The organism is Anaeromyxobacter soli, from assembly GCF_022808855.1.
GTDB classification, from domain to species: domain Bacteria; phylum Myxococcota; class Myxococcia; order Myxococcales; family Anaeromyxobacteraceae; genus Anaeromyxobacter; species Anaeromyxobacter soli.
Window position 1 is genome coordinate 32,512 of sequence record NZ_JAKZLF010000029.1, and the last position, 19,134, is coordinate 51,645.

Annotated in this window: 14 protein-coding genes; 8 read left to right on the forward strand and 6 right to left on the reverse strand. The window is 74.6% G+C overall.

From position 1 onward, the window contains the following. The first annotated feature begins 33 nt into the window (after positions 1-33). Both MLV88_RS17910 and MLV88_RS17915 read left to right on the forward strand, forming a co-directional pair. On the forward strand, positions 34-2,640 hold the full coding sequence (locus MLV88_RS17910; protein WP_243338247.1) for a DUF5916 domain-containing protein: 2,607 nt from the start codon (positions 34-36) through the stop codon (positions 2,638-2,640). Between the two features lie 79 nt (positions 2,641-2,719). Further along, positions 2,720-3,109, forward strand: a complete 390-nt coding sequence (locus MLV88_RS17915; RefSeq protein WP_242338664.1) for a response regulator transcription factor — start codon at positions 2,720-2,722, stop codon at positions 3,107-3,109. A gap of 51 nt (positions 3,110-3,160) precedes the next feature. Here the strand turns inward: MLV88_RS17915 and glgC are convergent, their stop codons facing one another. From glgC to add, 3 genes are all read right to left on the reverse strand, one after another. Beyond that, positions 3,161-4,402 (reverse strand): glucose-1-phosphate adenylyltransferase, encoded by a 1,242-nt coding sequence (glgC, locus tag MLV88_RS17920; protein WP_242338666.1) that lies wholly within the window; start codon positions 4,400-4,402, stop codon positions 3,161-3,163. Positions 4,403-4,632: 230 nt separating this feature from the next. After that, positions 4,633-5,118, reverse strand: a complete 486-nt coding sequence (locus tag MLV88_RS17925; protein WP_242338668.1) for a methylated-DNA--[protein]-cysteine S-methyltransferase — start codon at positions 5,116-5,118, stop codon at positions 4,633-4,635. A gap of 10 nt (positions 5,119-5,128) precedes the next feature. Then, positions 5,129-6,268: an adenosine deaminase gene (add, locus tag MLV88_RS17930; RefSeq protein ID WP_242338670.1), complete on the reverse strand. Its 1,140-nt coding sequence runs from the start codon at positions 6,266-6,268 to the stop codon at positions 5,129-5,131. A 148-nt stretch (positions 6,269-6,416) separates the two neighbouring features. On the opposite strand from add, the gene MLV88_RS24285 reads away from it, so the two are divergent. After that, a complete protein-coding gene (locus tag MLV88_RS24285) occupies positions 6,417-8,171 on the forward strand; it encodes a CotH kinase family protein (RefSeq protein WP_277957292.1) in 1,755 nt (584 codons plus the stop codon). Positions 8,172-8,351: 180 nt separating this feature from the next. Here MLV88_RS24285 and MLV88_RS17940 read toward each other — a convergent pair whose 3' ends face one another. Then, a complete protein-coding gene (locus MLV88_RS17940; RefSeq protein WP_243338250.1) occupies positions 8,352-10,697 on the reverse strand; it encodes an ATP-dependent helicase in 2,346 nt (781 codons plus the stop codon). A 64-nt stretch (positions 10,698-10,761) separates the two neighbouring features. Next, on the reverse strand, positions 10,762-11,850 hold the full coding sequence (locus MLV88_RS17945) for a hypothetical protein (RefSeq protein ID WP_243338253.1): 1,089 nt from the start codon (positions 11,848-11,850) through the stop codon (positions 10,762-10,764). Positions 11,851-12,065: 215 nt separating this feature from the next. Between MLV88_RS17945 and MLV88_RS17950 the strand changes: the two genes are divergently transcribed. From MLV88_RS17950 to rimO, 3 genes are all read left to right on the forward strand, one after another. Next, positions 12,066-13,718 carry a ribonuclease J gene (locus MLV88_RS17950; protein ID WP_243338254.1) on the forward strand — a complete coding sequence of 551 codons (1,653 nt, stop codon included), beginning with the start codon at positions 12,066-12,068 and terminating at the stop codon, positions 13,716-13,718. Positions 13,719-13,751: 33 nt separating this feature from the next. Beyond that, positions 13,752-14,240, forward strand: a complete 489-nt coding sequence (locus MLV88_RS17955) for a YajQ family cyclic di-GMP-binding protein (RefSeq protein WP_242338678.1) — start codon at positions 13,752-13,754, stop codon at positions 14,238-14,240. Between the two features lie 73 nt (positions 14,241-14,313). Further along, positions 14,314-15,732: a 30S ribosomal protein S12 methylthiotransferase RimO gene (gene rimO / locus MLV88_RS17960; RefSeq protein ID WP_242338680.1), complete on the forward strand. Its 1,419-nt coding sequence runs from the start codon at positions 14,314-14,316 to the stop codon at positions 15,730-15,732. Between the two features lie 4 nt (positions 15,733-15,736). On the opposite strand, the gene MLV88_RS17965 is transcribed toward rimO, so the two are convergent. Next, complete coding sequence (locus MLV88_RS17965) at positions 15,737-17,542, reverse strand: DUF6311 domain-containing protein (RefSeq protein ID WP_242338723.1); 1,806 nt, start codon at positions 17,540-17,542, stop codon at positions 15,737-15,739. Positions 17,543-17,634: 92 nt separating this feature from the next. Between MLV88_RS17965 and MLV88_RS17970 the strand changes: the two genes are divergently transcribed. Next, the gene (locus MLV88_RS17970) at positions 17,635-18,387 is read left to right on the forward strand and encodes a class I SAM-dependent methyltransferase (protein ID WP_242338682.1); all 753 of its coding nucleotides are present in this window, start codon (positions 17,635-17,637) and stop codon (positions 18,385-18,387) included. Continuing rightward, positions 18,372-19,124 carry a glycosyltransferase gene (locus MLV88_RS17975; protein ID WP_242338684.1) on the forward strand — a complete coding sequence of 251 codons (753 nt, stop codon included), beginning with the start codon at positions 18,372-18,374 and terminating at the stop codon, positions 19,122-19,124. The genes MLV88_RS17970 and MLV88_RS17975 overlap by 16 nt, the downstream gene beginning before the upstream one ends. The last annotated feature ends 10 nt before the right edge of the window (positions 19,125-19,134 follow it).

Sequence of the window (19,134 nt, forward strand, 5' to 3'; positions counted from 1 at the left end):
GAACGCCTCAGCCGCCCGGCGCCCTCCGCCTTCATGCTCCGACGCTCGCTCGCGCTCCTCTCCGCCGCCTTCTCCCTTCCGGCGCTCGCCGCCGCCCCGGGCGAGCCGCTCACGGCCGCCCGCCGCACGGGGGACATCGTCCTCGACGGTCGGCTGGAGGATCCGGCCTGGGATCTCACCCCCGCCTTCGACGGCTTCGTCCAGGTCTTCCCGGCGCAGGGGGCCCCGCCGTCCGAGCGCACCGAGGTGCGCGTCCTGTTCGACGACCGGGCGCTGTACGTGGGGATCGTCGCCCACGACCGGAGCCCCGGCGAGGTGCGCCGTCCGCTCGGGCGGCGCGATCGGGCCCCGTACTCCGACGCGGTGACGGTGGTCATCGACTCGATGGGTGATCACCGCGCCGCCTACGTGTTCGAGCTCAACGCGGCCGGGGTGCAGACGGACGCGCTGCTCTTCGAGGACGACTCGTCGACGGGAGACTGGGACGCCGTGTGGGAGGCCGCCACGGCGGCCCTCCCCGACGGCTGGGGCGCCGAGCTGCGCATCCCGCTCGCCGCGCTGCGCTTCTCGAACGCGCCCGTGCAGACGTGGGGGTTCGGGGTGAAGCGAGTCATCGCGCGCCGGCACGAGGAGGTCCTCTCGGTGCTCATCCCCCGCGGCACGCGAGGGCAGATCGCGCGCCTCGGCAGCCTGGTCGGGCTGGAGGGGCTCCGGCCGGTGCAGGAGCTCGAGGTCGCCCCCTACACCGCGGCCCGGCTCGCCTTCCGCCCGCGGGTCTCGGACGTTCCGCGCCCGCGCGACGTCGATCCGGTCGGCGACGTCGGGCTCGACGTGCGCGCCTCGCTCGGGCGCGCGGTCTCGCTCCAGGGCACGCTCAACCCGGACTTCGGGCAGGTGGAGGCGGACGAGATCATCCAGAACCTCTCCACCTTCGAGATCTTCTTCCCGGAGAAGCGGCCGTTCTTCACGCAGGGCATGGACCTGTTCCAGCCGGTCGCGATCCCCAATCGCCGCTCGCCGCAGCAGCTCTTCTACTCCCGCCGCATCGGCCTCGACGCGCCCATCCTCGGGGCCGCGAAGCTCACCGGCAAGCCCTCCGACACGCTCCAGGTCGGGTTCGCGGACGCGCTCGTCACCGGCGCCGGCGCGGGGCTGCCGGAGGCGACCCCCGACCGCTCCTTCCGCTTCGACGCGGCCCAGCCGCTCCACTTCGGGCCGCGGGCCGCGCTCCCCGAGCTCGCCCCGGCGCCGCGCAACTTCCTCGCCGGCGTCGCGCGTTACCAGCCCGCGCCGTCGCGCAGCTTCGGCGCGACCTTCACCTCGGCGCTGCCCCTCGGCCCGGCCTGCTCGATCGAGGACGCCGAGAAGGACGACGAGGCCGACGACCCGCGCCTGCGCCGCCCTGCGCGCTGCGACGTGCTCGGCGGCAACGCCGCCGCGCTCGACTGGAACCTGCGCTCGCGCGACGGCGCGTGGTTCCTCCTCGGCCAGGTCACCGGCTCGCAGGCGCTCGGCGGCGCGCCGACGCGGGCCGCCCCCGGCGCGCCCATCTCGCCCCGCTCGCGCACGCTCGCGGACGGGACGGTGCTCGAGGAGGGCGATCTCGGCTACGGCGCTCACGCCGCGGTCGGCCGCGTCGGGGGAGAGCCGTGGCGCTTCGAGGTCCACTGGGAGTACGAGTCACCCCGGCTCGAGCTCAACGCCCTCGGCTACCAGCGCACCCAGAACGAGCAGCTCGGGCGCGCGCTCGTGCGCTACGTCCGGCCGACCGGTGGCGGGCCGTTCCACTCCTACGCGCTCGTCACCGGCGTCGAGGGGCACCGCACCACCGACGGACGTGGCCTCGCGCGGACGAAGCAGGTCTGGATCGGCGGCGAGGCGCAGCTCCGCACCTACCAGTGGGTCGGCTGCACCGCCCTGGCGGAGGACCGCTCCTGGGACGTGCGCGAGATCTCCGAGACCGGCGTCGCGCTCGAGAAGGCGCCGTTCACCTACGCCGAATGCTACGCCGCGCTCGACCCCTCGAGGCCCGTGTACCTCGAGGTCGCCGCCGGCAGCGGGCGCACCGCCGCGGTCGGACCCCTCGGTGCGCTCGGCTACTGGGGAACGAAGGGCATGCTCGTCGTGAGGCCGCACGCGCGGCTCGAGAGCCGCCTCGACGTTCACTACGAGGCGTCGCGCTGGCGGGCGCGGTACGTCGACGAGCCGACCCCCGGCGTCTACCGCTTCGGCGACCTCGGCGCGCCCTCGCTCTCCGTGACGGTGCGCCAGCAGCTGGTCGTCACGCCGCGGCTCACCCTCCAGGGCTACGCGCAGCTCTTCGCGTCGTACGGCGAGTTCCGCGGGTTCCGCCAGGCCGCCGCGCGGGACCGCAAGGTGACGCTCGCCTCGCTCTCGCCCGCCGAGGCGCCCCCGCCGAGCGAGAACGACTTCCGCGAGGGCGCGCTCAACCTGAACGCCGTCCTGCGCTGGGAGTACCGGCTCGGCTCCACCCTGTACCTCGTCTACACGCGCGCCCAGCGCGAGCTCGAGTGGGACGGCGCGAGCGCGCTCCCGGTCACGCTCGGCCCGCACGCGCTCGGCGCCGGGCCGGCGACCGACACCTTCCTCGTGAAGTGGACGTACTACTGGACCCGCTGACGCCCGCTGGCGAGGGGGCGGGCGGCCGTGGGGCCCCCCGGGTTGCGCCCGCCTGCTGGGGCGGTATGCTTCCTCCCACATGGCGCCCCGCTCGCAGCCGCCGCTCCGGATCCTCCTCGCCGAGGACGACGCGGCGCTCGCGAAGCTCTACGGCTCCTACGCGAGCGACCGGGGGCACGCGGTCACGTTCGCGCGCGACGGGGTCGAGACCCTCGCCGCCGCGCTGGCGCAGCTCCCGGACGTGATCCTGCTCGACGTCGCCATGCCGGCGCTCGACGGCCGCGACGTCCTCCGCCAGCTCAAGACGGACCCCCGCACCGCGGCGATCCCCGTGCTCGTCGTCTCCGCCCTGGGGGGCGACCAGCACATGCGCGATCTGCTCGTGGAGCTCGGCGCCTCGGACGTGATGGAGAAGCCGGTCGATCTCCAGATCGCGTTCAACAAGGCCGAGCGGATGGTGCGCGGCTAGCGCGGGAGCGCTCACGCCGCGGCCCGGTCCTGGGGACCGGGCGGGCGCCGCTCACCGATCCGGCTCGATCCGCATCGCCTTCGGGATCACCACGATGCCGCTCTCGGTGACGTGGAAGCGCTTGCGATCCTGCTCGAGGTCGTAGCCGATGGTGGTGTTCGCCGGGATCTCCACGTGCTTGTCCACAATGGCGCGGCGGATCCGGCAGTGTCGGCCGATGTTCACGTTCTCGAAGAGGATCGAGTCCTCGACCAGGCTGTAGCTGTTGATGCGCACCTTGGGCGAGAGGACGCAGTGGTGGGCGTGGCCGCCGGAGATGATGCAGCCCTCCGACACGAGCGAGTCGGTGGCGTGGCCGACGCGCTGCTCCACCTCGTTGTTGAAGACGAACTTCACCGGCGGGAAGTTGTGCTGCGCCGTGAAGATGGGCCAGCGGTCGTTGTAGAGCGAGAACGACGGGTCGACGTCCACGAGGTCCATGTTGGCCTGGTAGTAGGCGTCGAGGCTGCCGACGTCGCGCCAGTACCCCGCCTCCTTCTGGCCCTGACCGGGGACCACGTTCTTCGCGAAGTCGTAGACGTAGACGCGCTTGCTCCCGTACATCCCGGCCACGATCGACTTGCCGAAGTCGTGCGCGCTCTTGGTGTCGCCGGCGTCGCGGACGATCTCCTGCACGAGCGCGTCGGTCGTGAAGAGGTAGTTCCCCATCGAGGCGAGCGCGCGGGTGGGATCGCCGGGCATGGTCTTCACGTCGCTCTTCGGCTTCTCGACGAAGCCGATCATCCGGCCGTCGGCGTCCACCTCGATGATCCCGAACTCGCCCGCCTCGTGGACCGGCACCGGGATGGCCGCGACGGTGAGGTCCGCGCGCTTCTCCTCGTGGAACTCCAGCATCTGCCGGACGTCCATGCGGTAGATGTTGTCGGCGCCGAAGATGAAGGTGTACTCGGGCTCCTCGTCGGTGATGATGTTGAGGTTCTGGTAGATCGCGTCGGCGGAGCCCTCGAACCACTTCGGGCCGACGCGCATCTGCGCGGGGACGATCTCCACGTACTGGTCGAGCAGCGCCGTGAGCCGCCAGCCGCGCTGGATGTGGGCGTTCAGGGACTCGGACTTGTACTGCACGAGCACCTTCATCTTGAGGACGCCCGAGTTCGCGAAGTTCGACAACACGAAGTCGATGATCCGGTAGCGGCCGCCGAAGGGGACGGCGGGCTTGGCGCGCTCCCGCGTGAGCGGGTCGAGCCGGCGCCCCTCGCCGCCGGCGAGGATCATCGCGAGAAGCTTCGCCATCGGGTCACTCCGCGTGAGGCTGGAACATCATCGAGGCTACGCACCCGCGCGAGGCGGGGCAAGGAAGCGGCCGCACCAGCGCGGCGTCGTCTCGCTCTACCGCGACGAAAGGCGCGCGAGCGAGAACGCGGACGCGGGTCGCCCCGTCAGGGCCGCGGATTCCATATTGGACCGCGCCGGGCGGTGTCGCGAGGACGTGGCGCGCTCCACGGCGGCGGCGGGGCCAGCGATCAGGCGAGCCGCAGGAGCGGCGCGTGGGCGGCCTCGTGCGCGAGGAGCCAGCGCTTCACGTCGAGGCCGCCGGCGTAGCCCCCGAGCCGCCCGCCCGCCTGCACCACCCGGTGGCAGGGGACGAGCACGGCCACCGGGTTCTCGTGGTTCGCGCCGCCCACGGCGCGCGCGGCGCCGGGCCGGCCGAGGCGGGCGGCGAGCTCGCCGTAGCCTCGGGTCTCGCCCCAGGGGATCTCGACGAGCGCGGCCCACACGGCGCGCTGGAACGGCGTCCCGCGGAGATCGAGGGCGGGCAGCACGGGCGGCCGGCCGGCGAAGTACGCGTCGAGCGCGGCGCCGGCCGCGTCGAGGTGGGCGCGGGCCTGCGCCGAGGGCCCGGGGCGCGAGCCGCCGCGGTCGCCGAAGGTCACGCCCACCACCCCCGCGTCGGTCGCCTCGACGCCCAGGATGCCGATGGGGGAGCGGTACCGGAGGCGTGCGGTCACGCCTCGAACTCTACCGCACCGCGGCCGCGGCGGTCACCGCCGCCCCCGCCTGCTCCGCCGCGCGGCCGCCCGCCGCCGGGGGAGCGAAGCGCGCCAGCACCGCCGCGATCTCGGCGTTCACGTCGCGGAGCAGCTCCGCCTTCTCCCGGAACGGCAGGAACGCGCTCTTGAACCCCTGCACGAGGAGCGTGCAGAGGTCCTCCAGCGTGAAGCCCATCTTCTCGTGGGCGAGGCGCAGCTCCTTCGTGAGGCTCGTGTCCGTGATGAGCCGGTTGTCCGTGTTGAGGGTCACCCGCAGCCCGAAGTCGAAGTAGAACTTGAGCGGGTGGCTCGCGTAGTCGGCGACCGAGCGCGTCTGCACGTTCGAGGACGGGCACATCTCGAGCGGGATGCGGTGGTCGTTCAGGTAGTTGAGCAGGTCGCCGTTCTCGCGCAGCCGCACGCCGTGGCCGATGCGATGGGCGCCGCAGGTGTGGACCGCCTGGGCGATCGACTCGGGGCCGAACGCCTCGCCGGCGTGGATCGTCACGTTCACGTTGTTGTCGAGGATGAGCTGCACCGCCTCGCGGTGGCGGCGGGCGGGGTGCCCCTCCTCCGCGCCGGCGAGGTCGAACCCGACCACGCCCTTGCCCTTGTAGGCCACGGCGAGCTCGGCGAGCCGCACCGAGGTCTGCGGGTCGATGTGGCGGATCCCGCAGATGATCACGTTCGAGCGGATGCCGGTCGCCCGGTTCGCCGCGCGCAGGCCGTCGAGCACGGCGTCCACGATCGCGGTGGGCTTGAGCCCCTGCCGCGTGTGGAGGACCGGCGAGTAGCGCACCTCGAGGTAGCGCACGTTCTCGGCCGCGCAGTCGAGCGCGAGCTCGTGGGCCACCCGCCGCAGCGCGTCCTCGGTCTGGAGCACCGAGAGCGTCACGTCGAAGGCGGTCAGGTAGTCCTCGAGCGACTCGCACTGCTCGCCCATCCGCACCGCGCGGGCGAGCCCCTCGGGCGTGTCCGCCGGGAGGTGCACGCCCTGCGCCTCCCCGAGCTCGAGCAGGGTGCCGAGGCGCATCGAGCCGTCGAGGTGGCAGTGCAGGTCGGTCTTCGGCAGCGCCCGGAGCAGCTCGTCGGTCACGGGAATCGGCGCGGCGCCAGTCTTCGCGGTCATGCCCGAAGCTTAAGCCCGGCGGGGGCTCGACGGCGATGACCTGCCCGGTCGCCTGCTCCCCGAGGTGCGGCGCTCCCCGCCCGGCGTCTGGTGGATCCGCGCACCTGGATCGCACCTTCCACGGGTGAACAGGCGAGCCCCGCTGCCCATGGCGTTCCTCCTCGCGCTCGCCTGCACCGGCGCAGGCGAGCCGCCCGCCACCACGCCGCCCCAGGTCGAGCCGCCTCCCTACCAGCAGCTCCCCCCGCCCGGTCCGTCCTGGCCCGCGGCCGCGCCGGGCGAGCTCCCCTCCCCCGAGGTCCGCCTCCGCCGCCTCGACGTCACGCTCGCGGCGAGCGACCTCGCCGCGCTCGACGCGAACCCGTACTGGGACGTCATGTATCCGGCGACGGTGAAGCTCGACGGCCGGGAGGCGAAGGGGCTCGTGCGCTACCGCGGCGCCTCCTCGCGCACGCGGCCGCAGAAGAGCTGGCGCATCGACCTCGACCCCGGCTACGCGCTCGAGGGGCGGGACCGGTTCGCGCTGCTCGCGGAGTACGACGACGCGGCGAAGCTCGTCGAGCGGTTCGCGGTGGATCTCTACCGGGTCCTCGGCCTCCCCGTCCCGTACGCGCGCTTCGTGAAGCTCACCGTGAACGGCGAGTACCGCGGGGTGTTCCTCGACATGGAGCGCGTGGGAGGCGAGTACCTCGTCCACCACGGCCAGGAGCCGGACGCCTCCATCTACCGCTGCGGGGGGCGCAACTGCGAGCTGAAGCAGCAGCCGCGCTTCGAGGCCTCCTACCAGCAGGACTTCACGAAGACCCGCAACGAGGCGCTCCCGTGGGACGACCTGGATCGCTTCCTCGAGGTGGTCAGCCGGACCGACGACGCGGACCTCGAGCGGCGGCTCGGCGAGGTCATGGACCTCGACGCCTACCTCGGGAACCTCGCCGCGGACGAGCTCATCGCGAACACCGTCCTCGAGGACGCCCGCGCGTACTGGGTGCACGAGCTGCACCGCGACGTCTGGACCTACGTGCCGTGGGACCTCAACAACGCGCAGCCCTACTGGTCGCGCGACCTCTCCGCCGGCGCGCCGCTCGGCGGCGTCTGGCGCGAGGCGCAGATCTTCTCGATCTACGACGACGCCGTGAAGCGGATCTACGACGTGCGCGTGAACGAGCGCGCGGGCCAGAAGCCGACCTGGAGCGTGCTCGCGACGCGCGTCTGGGATCACCCCGCCCTGCGCGCGCGCCTGCTCGCGAGGCTCGAGTCCGCCCTCCAGGGCGTCTTCACGCCGGAGCGGGTCGGCCCCTACCTCGACGCGCTCTGGGCGGCGGTCGGCCCCGAGATCCTGGGCGATCCGTTCGTGGACGCGGCGCGCGCCGCGACGGAGCCGGCCCGCCTCCTGGCGTTCGTCCGCGACCGCCGCAGCGTGCTCCTCTCCCGCCTGCCCGCGCTCCGCGCGCACGGCTCGGGGCCGCTCGTCGTGAACGAGCTCGGGCTCCCGGGTGCCACCGGGCCGGGCTACGTCGAGCTCTACAACCGCGGCGACGCAGACCTCGACCTCTCGGGCGCGCAGGTGACGGACGACCTGCGCGTCCCCGCCAAGTACGCGCTGCCCGCGGGCACGGTCCTGCCCGGCCACGGCCACCTCGTGCTCGTCGCGGACGGGACGCCCTGGCCCCCGCCGCCTCCCGATCCGGCGCTGCCGCCGGATCCCACCGCGGGGCCTCCGCACCTGCCGTTCGTCCTCTCCACCTCGGGCGGCGAGCTCGGCGTGTTCCCGGCGGGCACCATCCACGCTCCGTACGACCTCGTCTACTTCGGCCCGCGCGCGAGCGGCAGCGCCTACGGCCGGACGAGCGACGGCGCCGAGACGTTCGCGAACGTCGCGCGCACTCCGGGGGCCGCGAACTAAACGGCGCCGATCATGATTCACGAACAGGCGAGCGAAGCGAGCCCGCCGGGGCGCTGCCGCGGAAGCGGCGAAGCCGCTCGCGGCGGCGCGCGGGACCCGGCTGTCGGGGTGGGGCATCGATCGGTACGCGCGCACGAGCGCGCGGAGCTTCGCTCGGCGGGGCGGGGGCGGCAGCCCCCGTTAGACGGCCGACAGGAAGCGGGCGAGGACGCGCTTCTCGCCGACCTCGTCGAAGACGACGGTCACCTTCGCGCCGGCGCCCGCGCCCTCGCAGGCGAGCACGGTCCCCTCGCCGAGCGAGGCGTGGAGGACGCGCGTGCCGCGCGGGAGCGTGCCGCTCGTCTCCGCCCGCTGGTCGAAGGAGTAGTCCACCACCGGCCCCTGGCGCTGGGGCGCCGTCCGGCGCGGCGGCGGGGTCTCGCGCGGGCCGTCGTCCTCGAGCTCGATGTGCGGCTCGCCCGGGAGCGAGCCCGGCGGGCGGCGGATGACGGGGCCGCGCGCGGCGGGCGCGGCGGACGGCGCGATCCGGTGGGCGAGCCCGAACAGCTCCGGCGGCAGGTCCGCGAGGAAGCGCGAGGGCTCCATCGAGCGGTACGAGGGGCCGCCCTCGCCGTAGCCGATGCGGCGGCGCGCGAGCGAGAGGGTGAGCCGCTTCTTCGCCCGCGTCATGCCCACGTAGCAGAGCCGCCGCTCCTCGTCCTCGGCGGCCTCGCGCTCGGCGGGGCCCGCGTCGGACCAGGGCCGCTCGTAGGGCAAGGTCCCGTCCTCGAGGCCGGCGAGGAACACGGCCTCGAACTCGAGGCCCTTCGCGGCGTGCAGCGTCATGAGCGAGACGCGCCCCTCCGGCGTCTCGGCGTCGGCCTCGCCGAGGAGCGCGATCTGCTCGAGGAAGCGCGCGAGCGGCGGCGGCCGGACGTCGTCCGGATCGCGCGGCGGCGGCTCGCCGAGGAGCGACTCGTCGAACTCGCGCGCCGCGGCGACGAGCTCGACGAGGTTCTCCGCGCGCTCGACCGCCTCGTCGGTGTGCTCCTCCTCGAGCCGCGCGAGGAGCCCCGAGCGCTTCAGCGCCTCCTGCACGGCGATCCCCGCGTCGAGGGCGGGGACGTCGGCGGCGAGGCCCGCCACGAGCGCGTGGAACTCGGCGAGGGCGCGCCGCGCGGCGGGCTTCAGGTCCTCGACCGCGTCGCGGTCGGCGATGGCGTCGAAGAGCGAGATCCCCCGCGCCTGGGCGTGCGCGCGGAGCCGCTCGACGGTCTTCTCGCCGATGCCGCGCGGCGGCCGGTTCACCACCCGCTCGAGGTCGAGGTCGCTCCGGGGCGAGAGGGAGAGGCGCAGGTAGGCGGCCGCGTCGCGCACCTCGGCCCGCTCGTAGAAGCTCGTGCCGCGGACGATCACGTACGGCACGCGCGCCGCGCGCAGCGCCGCCTCGAGCGGCCGCGACTGCGCGTTCGTGCGGTAGAGCACGGCGATCTCGTCGCCGGCGGTGCCGCGCGCGCGCTCCGTCTGCACCGCGCGCGCGATGCGCTCCGCCTCGTCGTGCTCGTCCAGGCCGACGACGAGGGCGAGCGGCTCGCCCGCGCCGCTCTCGGTCCAGAGCCGCTTCTCGCGCCGGCGCCGCGCCTTCGAGATGACGGCGTGCGCCGCGTCGAGGACCGTGCGCGTGGAGCGGTAGTTCTGCTCGAGCTTCACGACGCGGGCGCCGGGGAAGCCCTGGTCGAACTCGAGGATGTTCGTCACGTCGGCGCCGCGCCAGCGGTAGATGGCCTGGTCGTCGTCCCCCACCACGCAGACGTTCCGCTTCTCGTTCGTGAGGAGCTTGAGGAGCCGGTACTGCGCGGCGTTCGTGTCCTGGAACTCGTCCACGAGCAGGTGGCGGAAGCGGCCCGACCAGGTGCGGCGCACGGCCGGGTCCTCCTCGAGGAGCCGCACCGGGCGCAGCAGGAGGTCGCCGAAGTCCACCGCGCCGGCGCGCGCGAGGGCGGCCTCGAAGCGGCCGTAGACCTCCCGCGCGAGCTGCCCCTCCACGTCGTACTCGCCGATGACGGCCTCGTCCGGGCGCAGCGCCGCGTTCTTCCAGCGGTCGATGCGCGAGAGCGCCTGCCGCGCGGTGAGCGGCTCGCCGTCCTCGACGCGCAGCTCCTGGAAGATGCGCTTCACGAGCCGGATCTGGTCGTCGTCGTCGTAGATGGCGAAGGAGGGCGGCAGGCCGGCGCGCGCCGCCTCGCGCCGGAGGAAGCGTGCCCCGAAGGCGTGGAACGTCTGCACCCAGAGCTCGTTCGCCTGGACGCCGAGCAGCCGCTCGAGCCGCTCTCGCATCTCGCCCGCCGCCTTGTTCGTGAAGGTCATGGCGAGGATGTGCCAGGGCATCACCCGCTCGTCGCGCACGAGCCGGGCGATGCGGTGGACGATGACGCGCGTCTTGCCGCTGCCGGCGCCGGCGAGGACGAGGAGCGGGCCCTCGCCGTGGAGCACGGCCTCGCGCTGGGCGTCGTTCAGGCCCTCGAGGAGCGGGTCGGACGTCGACATGGGGTCGGGAAGGATAATCGAAGCGGGCCCGGGCCGCGCGGGGCGAGGGCCCCGAGGCGAGAGCTCAGCCCCGGGCGGCGGTGCGCTTCGCCTTGCGGACGGGCTTCTTCCGCGCGGGCGCGCCGTACTGGTAGTCGGTCTCGCTCCGCTCCACCTGCTCGAGCACCCGCGGCTCCCCGTCGCCCTCCGCGACCGTCGCCCGCACCGAGCGCGTCCACACGAAGCGGTGGGGGAGCAGCGTCGCCGGCTCGGTGACGAGCACGAGCTCGTTCTCCACGACGAGCTCGCGGAGCGCGTCCTCGGGGAGCCTCGCCTCCGGCCCGGCCAGCTTCGCGACCACCGCCCGCGCGAGGCCCGGGAGCGCGGCCGGATCCGGCGCCGCGCGCAGCGTGATCTCGACACAGCGCTCCTCGTGATCGCGCGCGGAGCACGGCACCCTGCGTCGCACGGAGAACTCCTGCTCGAAGTCCGTCCTCGTGCCGAGGAGCGGCACCTCCGCCTCGGTCCTCATGCCGTAGCGCTCGCCGAGCTCGAGGTCCGCGCCGATCCAGAACCCGACCGCGAGGTTCCACATCTCGCGCGCCTGCGCCTGCGTGGCCGCCTCCGCGAAGGCGAGCGCGCGCTCCCGCTGATCGTCGGGGACCGAGCCCTCGAGCATGCGCGCCATCCCGGGCCGCAGCGCCTCCACGCCCTCCAGGGCGACGAACTCGCCCTCCGGCGACACCACCTGCACCACGGACTCCGCCGCCCGCAGGATCCCGTCCACCGCCGCCGGCGGACCCGGGTACGGGGCGTCGCCCTCCCACGAGGTGCCTCGGGTGGAGATGCGGAGCGCGCCGCCGGCGTGATCGAGCCGCTGGGTGAAGCGCGTGGTCGTCGTGCTCGGCGGCAGGCCGGAGCGGTGCCGCGTCCTCCGCTGCGTCGCCTGCACCTCGGCCGCGGCCGGCCAGGCGAAGCGCAGGCGGACCACGTCGGAGTCGCTCGCCCCGGGAGCGGGCGCAGGCTCGGGCGCGGACTGCCCGCTCGCCCGGGGAGCCTCGCGCGCGGGGGCCCCCGTCTTGCGGGGCGCGGGCCGGTCCTTCGCACGCGCCGCACCGGGGGTGAGAGCGAGGGAGAACACGAGCACGGCGGCCGCGCGGGCGAGGCTTCGCATGGGCGGCCGAGGCTACCACGGGGCCGTCGCGTCACGATCCGCGGGCTCGCGGTCTCTCACCCCCGGGGAGCGCGCCGCGGACAGGTCCGCAGCCGGTCGGCGGCCTCGCGCTTCCCGCCCGGCGCCGAACGCGCCGGGCGGAGCGGGTGGGGAGCCCGGAGCCAGGGAGCCGGGTTCCCGCCCCTCCACCCCGGCGCGAGGAGTAGATTCCCCGCGTGGCGCCTCCCGTCCGCATCGTCCCGCTCGGCGGCCTCGGCGAGATCGGCATGAACTGCATGGCGATCGAGGCCGACGGCCGGATCGCCGTGGTCGACTGCGGCATCCTCTTCCCGAACGAGCCGATCGGCGTCGACCTCATCGCCCCCGACCTCGGCTGGCTGCGCGAGCGGCGCGAGCAGGTGGGCGCCATCTACCTGACGCACGGGCACGAGGACCACATCGGCGCGCTGCCCTTCCTGCTCCGGGACGTGAAGGCGCCGGTGTACGGGACGCGCTTCACGCTCGCGCTCCTGCGCCCGCGGCTCGACGAGGCGGGCGTCGCGGCGGACCTGCGCGAGGTCGCGCCCGGCGAGCTGCGGCCGGCGGGGGAGGCGTCGCCGCTCGCGGCCGAGTTCTACGCCGTCACCCACTCCATCCCCGACGCGTGCGGCCTCGCCTTCTCCACGCCGCAGGGGACGATCGTCCACTCGGGCGACTTCAAGATCGACCCGCGGCCCATCGCCGGGCCCGGCTTCGACCTCGCCCGCGTCGAGGCGCTCGGCGCGCGCGGGGTGCGGCTCCTCCTCTCCGACTCGACGAACTCGGAGCGCCCCGGCTCCTCGCTCTCCGAGGCGGAGGTCGGCGCCGCGCTCGAGGAGGCCTTCGAGCGCGCTCCCGGGCGCGTCTTCGTCGCCTGCTTCGCCTCCAACATCCACCGCATCCAGCAGGTCGCGAACGCCGCCCGCGCCTTCGGCCGCCGCCTGGCGCTCCTCGGCCGCTCGATGGAGTCGAACGTCCGGCTCGCCCAGTCGCTCGGGTACCTCGACCTGCCCGCCTGGATGCCGGTCGGCTTCCCCGAGGCGCGCGAGCTGCCGCCGAAGGAGCTGTGCGTCCTCACCACCGGCACCCAGGGTGAGCCGCGGAGCGCCCTCTCTCGGCTCGCGCGCGGCGAGCACCCCGACCTCGACCTCGCGCCGGGCGACCTCGTCATCCTCTCCTCGCGCTTCATCCCCGGGAACGAGGTCGCGGTGGGCGAGGTCGTGAACGCGCTCTGCCGCCGCGGCGCCCAGGTGGCCTACGAGGGGCTGCGGCCGCTCCACGTCTCCGGGCACGCGCAGGAGGCCGAGCAGCGGCGCCTCATCGCGCTCGCCCGCCCCGAGCACTTCGTGCCCATTCACGGTGAGTACCGCCACCTCGCCCGCCACGCCGCCCACGCCGCCTCCGAGGGCGTGCGCGGGCGCCACCTGCTCCTCGACGGGCAGGTGCTCGAGCTCGGCGACGGCGGGGTGAGCGTGCTCGCGGAGCCGGTCCCGGTGGGGCGCGTCTACACCGACCGCGACGCGCTGCTCGGGCAGGACATCGGCGCGATGGTGGTGAAGGACAGGCGCCTGCTCGCGGAGGCGGGGCTCTGCATCGCGGTGCTCGTCGTGGACAAGGCGACCGGCGCGGTGATACGCGGGCCCGAGCTCTTCGCCCGCGGCGTCGCCGGGTTCGAGGGGGCGGAGGACGAGCTCCGGGCGGAGGCGCTGCGCGCGCTCGACGAGCTCACGCCGCAGGCCCGCCTCTCCGTCGAGGAGGTGCAGGAGACGCTCCGGGTCGCGGTCCGCCGCTCGCTGAAGCGGGCCACGGGGAAGCGGCCCACGGTGCTGCCGGTGGTGCTGGAGCTCTAAGGCGCGGCGACGCGCGGGGAGGAACAGCGGTCTATGCCGAGCTTCGACGTGGTCTCCGAGCTGAACCTCATGGAGGTGGAGAACGCCTTCAACCAGGCGCGGAAGGAGATCCTCCAGCGCTTCGACTTCAAGGGCACGAACACGGACCTCGAGCGCGACAAGGACCTGCACGTCGTCGTGAAGGCCGCCTCCGAGGGGCGCGCCGAGGCGGCCCTGCAGGTGCTCATGGAGAAGCTCGCGAAGCGAGGCGTCCCGCTCGAGGGCCTCGACCCGCAGAAGGTCGAGCCCGCCTCCGGCGGCTCGGTGCGACAGCTCGTGAAGCTGAAGCGCGGGCTCAAGCAGGAGGACGCGAAGAAGATCGTGGCGCTCGTGAAGGAGAGCGGGCTCAAGGTGCAGGCCGCGATCCAGGGGGAGGCGGTGCGGATCACCGGGAAGAAGAAGGACGACCTGCAGGCGGCGATGCAGGCCATCCGCGGCGCGGCGCTGGGCGTCCCGCTGCAGTTCCAGAACTTCAGGGAGTGAGAGACCTACCCCCCGCCCGCCCGCTCACCGCGGATTGTCCGCGCCCACCCCGTCTGTTAGATCGGGCGCCCCGATGACCACCACCCGCGTCTACCTCCACACGCTCGGCTGCCCGAAGAACCGGGTGGACAGCGAGGTCATGCTCGGCACCCTGACGGGCGCCGGCTACCGCCTCGAGCGCGACCCCGCCCAGGCGGACGTCATCGTGGTGAACACCTGCGGGTTCATCGAGAGCGCCAAGGAGGAGTCGGTCGACGCCATCGTCGAGCTCGCGGGCATGAAGCAGGAGGGGCGCTGCAAGAAGCTCGTCGTGACCGGCTGCCTCGTGCAGCGTCACGCCGAGGAGCTGTCGGCCGAGCTGCCGGAGGTGGACCACTTCCTCGGCACCGGCGCCTACGCCGACATCGCCCGCGTCGTCTCGGACGCGCAGGCGAAGCGGCTCGTCGTGCCCGACCCGGACTTCGTCCACTCCGCCTCGACGCCGCGGGTGAACTCGCTCCCCTCGCACACGGCCTACCTCAAGATCTCCGAGGGCTGCGACAACGCCTGCGCGTTCTGCATCATCCCGAAGCTCCGCGGCGCGCAGCGCTCGCGGCCGGTGGACGACGTCGTGGCCGAGGCGGCCGCGCTCGCGGCGCAGGGCACCGTCGAGCTCTCGCTCGTGGCGCAGGACCTCACCGCCTACGGCTACGACCTGCCGGGCAAGGTCCGCCTGCACCACCTCCTGCCGGAGCTGTGTAAGGTGGACGGCATCCGCTGGCTGCGGCTCCACTACGCGTACCCGCGCGACGTGCCGGACGCGCTCGTCGACGTGATCGCGCGCGAGCCGAAGATCGTGAAGTACCTCGACATGCCGCTGCAGCACTCCTCCGACCGGCTGCTCCGCTCGATGAAGCGCGGCCGCGACTCGGTGTTCCTGCGCGAGCTCCTCGCTCGCCTTCGGGCGCGCGTGCCCGGCATCGCGCTGCGGACCTCGCTCATCGTCGGGCTCCCCGGCGAGACGGAGGAGGACTTCGAGGATCTCGTGCGCTTCGTGGAGGAGCAGCGCTTCGAGCGGCTCGGGGTGTTCGAGTTCTCGCCCGAGGACGGCACGCCCGCGGCGGAGATGGACGGGCAGCTCCCGGAGGCGGTGAAGCGCGCCCGCCGCGATCGCATCATGGCGCTCCAGCAGGAGATCTCCCGCGACCACCAGCAGGCGATGATCGGCCGGCAGCTCGAGGTGCTCGTGGAGGGGCGCTCGGAGGAGACCGAGCACCTGCTCGCCGGCCGCCACGCGCAGCAGGCGCCGGAGATCGACGGCATCACCTACATCAACGACGGGGTCGCCTACCCCGGCGAGCTCGCCACCGTCGAGATCACCGACGCCTCCGAGTACGACCTCGTCGGCCGCGTGGTGGCGCGCGATCCGGAGCGGGCGCGACGCCCGCTTCCCCAGGCGGAACCCCGCGACGCAGGCCCGCGCCGCCGCGGTGGCCTCCCCGTCGTCGGCTGAGCTCTCAGCGCACTGGGTGCGCCCGCAGCGCCTCGGCGAAGGGATCCCGCCGCCCCCGAGCGACGCACACCCGATCGTCGCCGACGGCGCCGCAGTCCGCGCCCGCCGCGAGGAGGCGCGCGATGGCGCTCGGGTGCACGACGTAGATCGTCGCGGGATCCAGCGTTCCCGCCTCGACGGCGCGGCGGGTCGCCCGGCACGCCGCGATCGCTCGCCCGGGATCGAGGCGGGCGGCGTACGCGGCGTCGAAGGTGGCGCCCAGGCGATACGCCGCCTCCGCGAGCGGCAGGTAGCTGTCCGGCGGATACAGGTGCGGACCGCAGAGCTCCGGCTCGGGCGCGATGGGGTCCCCGCCGGCGAGGAGGTAGGGCGGGAACATCGAGACGTGGCGGTACGCGCCCTCCGCGAGCGCCCACTCCGGCGCGGGAGGTGGGAAGGAAGGGGCGAGCCGGAGCGGCGCGGGCGGCCTCACGTCGAGCACCTGCGCCACCACGGCCAGCGCGAGCACGCCCCGCAGCGCGCGCGGCTTCTCGCCGAGCACGGCCGCGGCGAGGCCGATCCCGCCGAGGAGGAGCAGGTAGTGGAGGGGCCAGACGAAGCGGCCCGAGGAGCGGAAGGTGCCGGAGAGCGCGGGCACCGCCTCGTAGAAGCGGAGCCGCCCGACGACCTCTCCCGCCGCCCGCACGGTGCCGGAGAGCGCGAAGAAGCCGAGTACGAGCGCGATCACCACGATCGGCGCCACACGGGCGAGCGCGACGGCGGCGGGGGGACGGCGCCGCGCGGCGGCGAGGACGGCGCCGAGGACGAGGAGGAACAGGACGCCCGCGCCGAGGTAGCCGAACCCCTCGTACTGGCCGGCGTGGACGGGGAGCCCCGCCCAGACGCGCGACCAGCCCATGGGGTTCACGAGGGTCGCGAGGTCGGCCGAGAAGTAGCCGAAGCCGTTCGCGCGCGCCCGCACCCCGCTCACGAGGAAGCCGAAGAGCGCGAGCCCCGCGCCCGCCGCGAGCGCGATCGCGGCGAGGCCGCCCGCGAGGAGCGAGGCGCCCCCGCGCCGCTCGACGAGGACGATCCGCGCGAGGAGGGCGGCGGCGAGGGCGGCCGCCATCACCACGAAGTACGGGTGCACCCCCGCCGCGGCGAGGACGAGGAGGAGCGCCGCGGCGAGCCTCGCGCGGAGCCGGGGCGCGTCCTCGCGCGCGGGCGCGAGCGCGAGCCACAGGGCGAGGAGCAGGATCCACTGCGCGCAGAGGCTCGCGTGACCGGTCTTCGGGCCCACGAGCCGGTGGAGGAGCGGCGGCGCGAGCACGAACAGCGCCCCGCCGAGCGCCTGCGCGACGCGGTCCGGCGTCGCGAGCCGCGCGAGCTTCGCGCCCACGAACCCCTGCAGCGCGAAGGAGACGACGAGCCAGCTCCCCACGTACTGGAAGTCCTGCGGGAGGAGCGCCGCGAGCGGGCGGAGGACCACCGCGACGAGCGGGAGCGAATCGGTGAAGCCGAGCGTCGAGCCGATGCCGAAGGGATAGAGCGGGTTCGCGCCGAGGGGCAGCGTGAACGGAGCCGAGCGGAAGAAGAGCCACCCGACGTAGCTCGCCCCGAAGTCGCTGCCCAGGAGCCAGCGGACGTTCCCCGGCGCGGCGAGGGCGAGGCCACCGGCGTTCCAGGCGAGCCAGCCGACGCCCGCGAGCCCCGCCACGAGCGCGGGGGCGTGCGGCGCGAGGCGCGCGCGCAGGGGGGCGAGTCGCCCGCCCGCCCTTCCCGCCGGGACGCCGGGAGCGGATCCCTTCTCGTCGGGGGCGCCGGGGGACATCCGTTGCACGCGGGCGCGAGGATCCGCGCGCGCGATGGGAGTGTCAACGGGCTGGCCTCGCGGCCCCGAACGCGCGAAAGTCTCCGCCGACGATGGATCTCCTGGAGCTCGAGCGCGCCCCCGTCCGGCGCCACCCCTGGGAGGAGGCGCGGGTCGCCTTCTTCCTGCGGGTCCTGCGCGGCGCGGGCCTGCTCGGGCCGGGCGTGGCGGTGCTCGACGTGGGCGCGGGCGACGGCTTCTTCTCCCGCCGGCTCACCGAGGCGCTCGCCGAGGGCTCGTCCGTCACCTGCTGGGACACGAACTACACCGACGCGCACCTCGCCTCGGAGGCCTTCGCCCCGTCGGCAGGCCTGCGCTTCACCCGCGCCGCGCCGGAGGGCGCGTTCGGGCTCGCCCTCCTCCTCGACGTGCTCGAGCACGTGGAGGACGACGCCGCGTTCCTCGCCGAGGTGGTCGAGGCGCGGCTCGCGCCCGGCGGGCACGCGCTCGTGTCGGTGCCGGCCTGGCCCGCCCTCTTCTCGAGCCACGACGTGAAGCTCCGGCACCACCGCCGCTACGCGCCGCGGGCCGCGCGGGCGGTCCTCGCGCGCGCCGGGCTCGAGGTGGTCCGCGGCGGCGGCCTCTTCCACGCCCTCGTCGCGCCGCGGGCGGCGCAGGTCGCGCTCGAGCGCCTCTCCCGTTCGGCGCCCCCGCCGAAGGACCTCGGCGAGTGGGACGCGCCCGCGTCCGTGACGGCCGCCGTCCGCGGCGCGCTCGCGCTCGACGCGTCCCTCTCGCTCCTGCTCTCGCGGCTCGGGCTCGACCTGCCCGGCCTGAGCTACTGGGCCCTATGCCGGAAGCCGTAGCGCTCGTCATCCCCTGCTTCAATGAGGCGGTGCGGCTCCAGCGCGAGGAGCTCCTCCGGCTCGCCCGCGCGCGCGAGGGCCTCTCGCTCGTGCTCGTGGACGACGGCTCCACCGACGGGACCGTGGCGGTGCTCGACGAGCTCCGCCGCGCGGAGCCCGCGCGGATCTCCGTCGTGCTCCTCCCCCGGAACCGCGGCAAGGCCGAGGCGGTGCGGGAGGGGCTCCGCCGGGCGCTGGCGGGCGGCGCCGCGGTGGTGGGCTACGCCGACGCCGATCTCTCGACGCCGGTCGACGAGCTCGCCCGGCTCGTGGACACGGCCCGTGCCTCGCGCCGCGAGGCGGTGCTCGGCTCGCGCGTGCGGCTCCTCGGCAGGCGCATCGAGCGTCAGCCGCTCCGCCACTACCTCGGCCGCGTGTTCGCGACGCTCGCCTCGCTCGCCCTCGGCCTCGCGGTCTACGACACCCAGTGCGGCGCGAAGCTCTTCCGCGCGACGCCCGCGCTCGCCGCCGCGCTCGAGGCGCCGTTCCGCACGCGCTGGATCTTCGACGTGGAGCTCCTCGCGCGCCTCCGCGCCGGCGGCCCCGGCGTCGCGCCCCTCGGGGAAGACGCGTTCGAGGAGGTGCCGCTCCTCGCCTGGCGCGACGTGGGCGGCTCGAAGCTCCGCCCCGGTGCGATGCTCGCCGCCGGCCTGCAGCTCGTCGCGCTCGGCGCGCGGCTGCGGCTCGGGCGGCGCTGACCGCCGGCTC

Coding starts and splice junctions, on each gene's coding strand:
- MLV88_RS17910 (WP_243338247.1), top strand. CDS start 34: ATGCTCCGACGCTCGCTCGCGCTCCTCTCCGCCGCCTTCTCCCTTCCG.
- MLV88_RS17915 (WP_242338664.1), top strand. CDS start 2,720: ATGGCGCCCCGCTCGCAGCCGCCGCTCCGGATCCTCCTCGCCGAGGAC.
- glgC (WP_242338666.1), bottom strand. CDS start 4,402: ATGGCGAAGCTTCTCGCGATGATCCTCGCCGGCGGCGAGGGGCGCCGG.
- add (WP_242338670.1), bottom strand. CDS start 6,268: ATGACCGCGAAGACTGGCGCCGCGCCGATTCCCGTGACCGACGAGCTG.
- MLV88_RS24285 (WP_277957292.1), top strand. CDS start 6,417: ATGGCGTTCCTCCTCGCGCTCGCCTGCACCGGCGCAGGCGAGCCGCCC.
- MLV88_RS17940 (WP_243338250.1), bottom strand. CDS start 10,697: ATGTCGACGTCCGACCCGCTCCTCGAGGGCCTGAACGACGCCCAGCGC.
- MLV88_RS17945 (WP_243338253.1), bottom strand. CDS start 11,850: ATGCGAAGCCTCGCCCGCGCGGCCGCCGTGCTCGTGTTCTCCCTCGCT.
- MLV88_RS17955 (WP_242338678.1), top strand. CDS start 13,752: ATGCCGAGCTTCGACGTGGTCTCCGAGCTGAACCTCATGGAGGTGGAG.
- rimO (WP_242338680.1), top strand. CDS start 14,314: ATGACCACCACCCGCGTCTACCTCCACACGCTCGGCTGCCCGAAGAAC.
- MLV88_RS17965 (WP_242338723.1), bottom strand. CDS start 17,542: ATGTCCCCCGGCGCCCCCGACGAGAAGGGATCCGCTCCCGGCGTCCCG.
- MLV88_RS17970 (WP_242338682.1), top strand. CDS start 17,635: ATGGATCTCCTGGAGCTCGAGCGCGCCCCCGTCCGGCGCCACCCCTGG.
- MLV88_RS17975 (WP_242338684.1), top strand. CDS start 18,372: ATGCCGGAAGCCGTAGCGCTCGTCATCCCCTGCTTCAATGAGGCGGTG.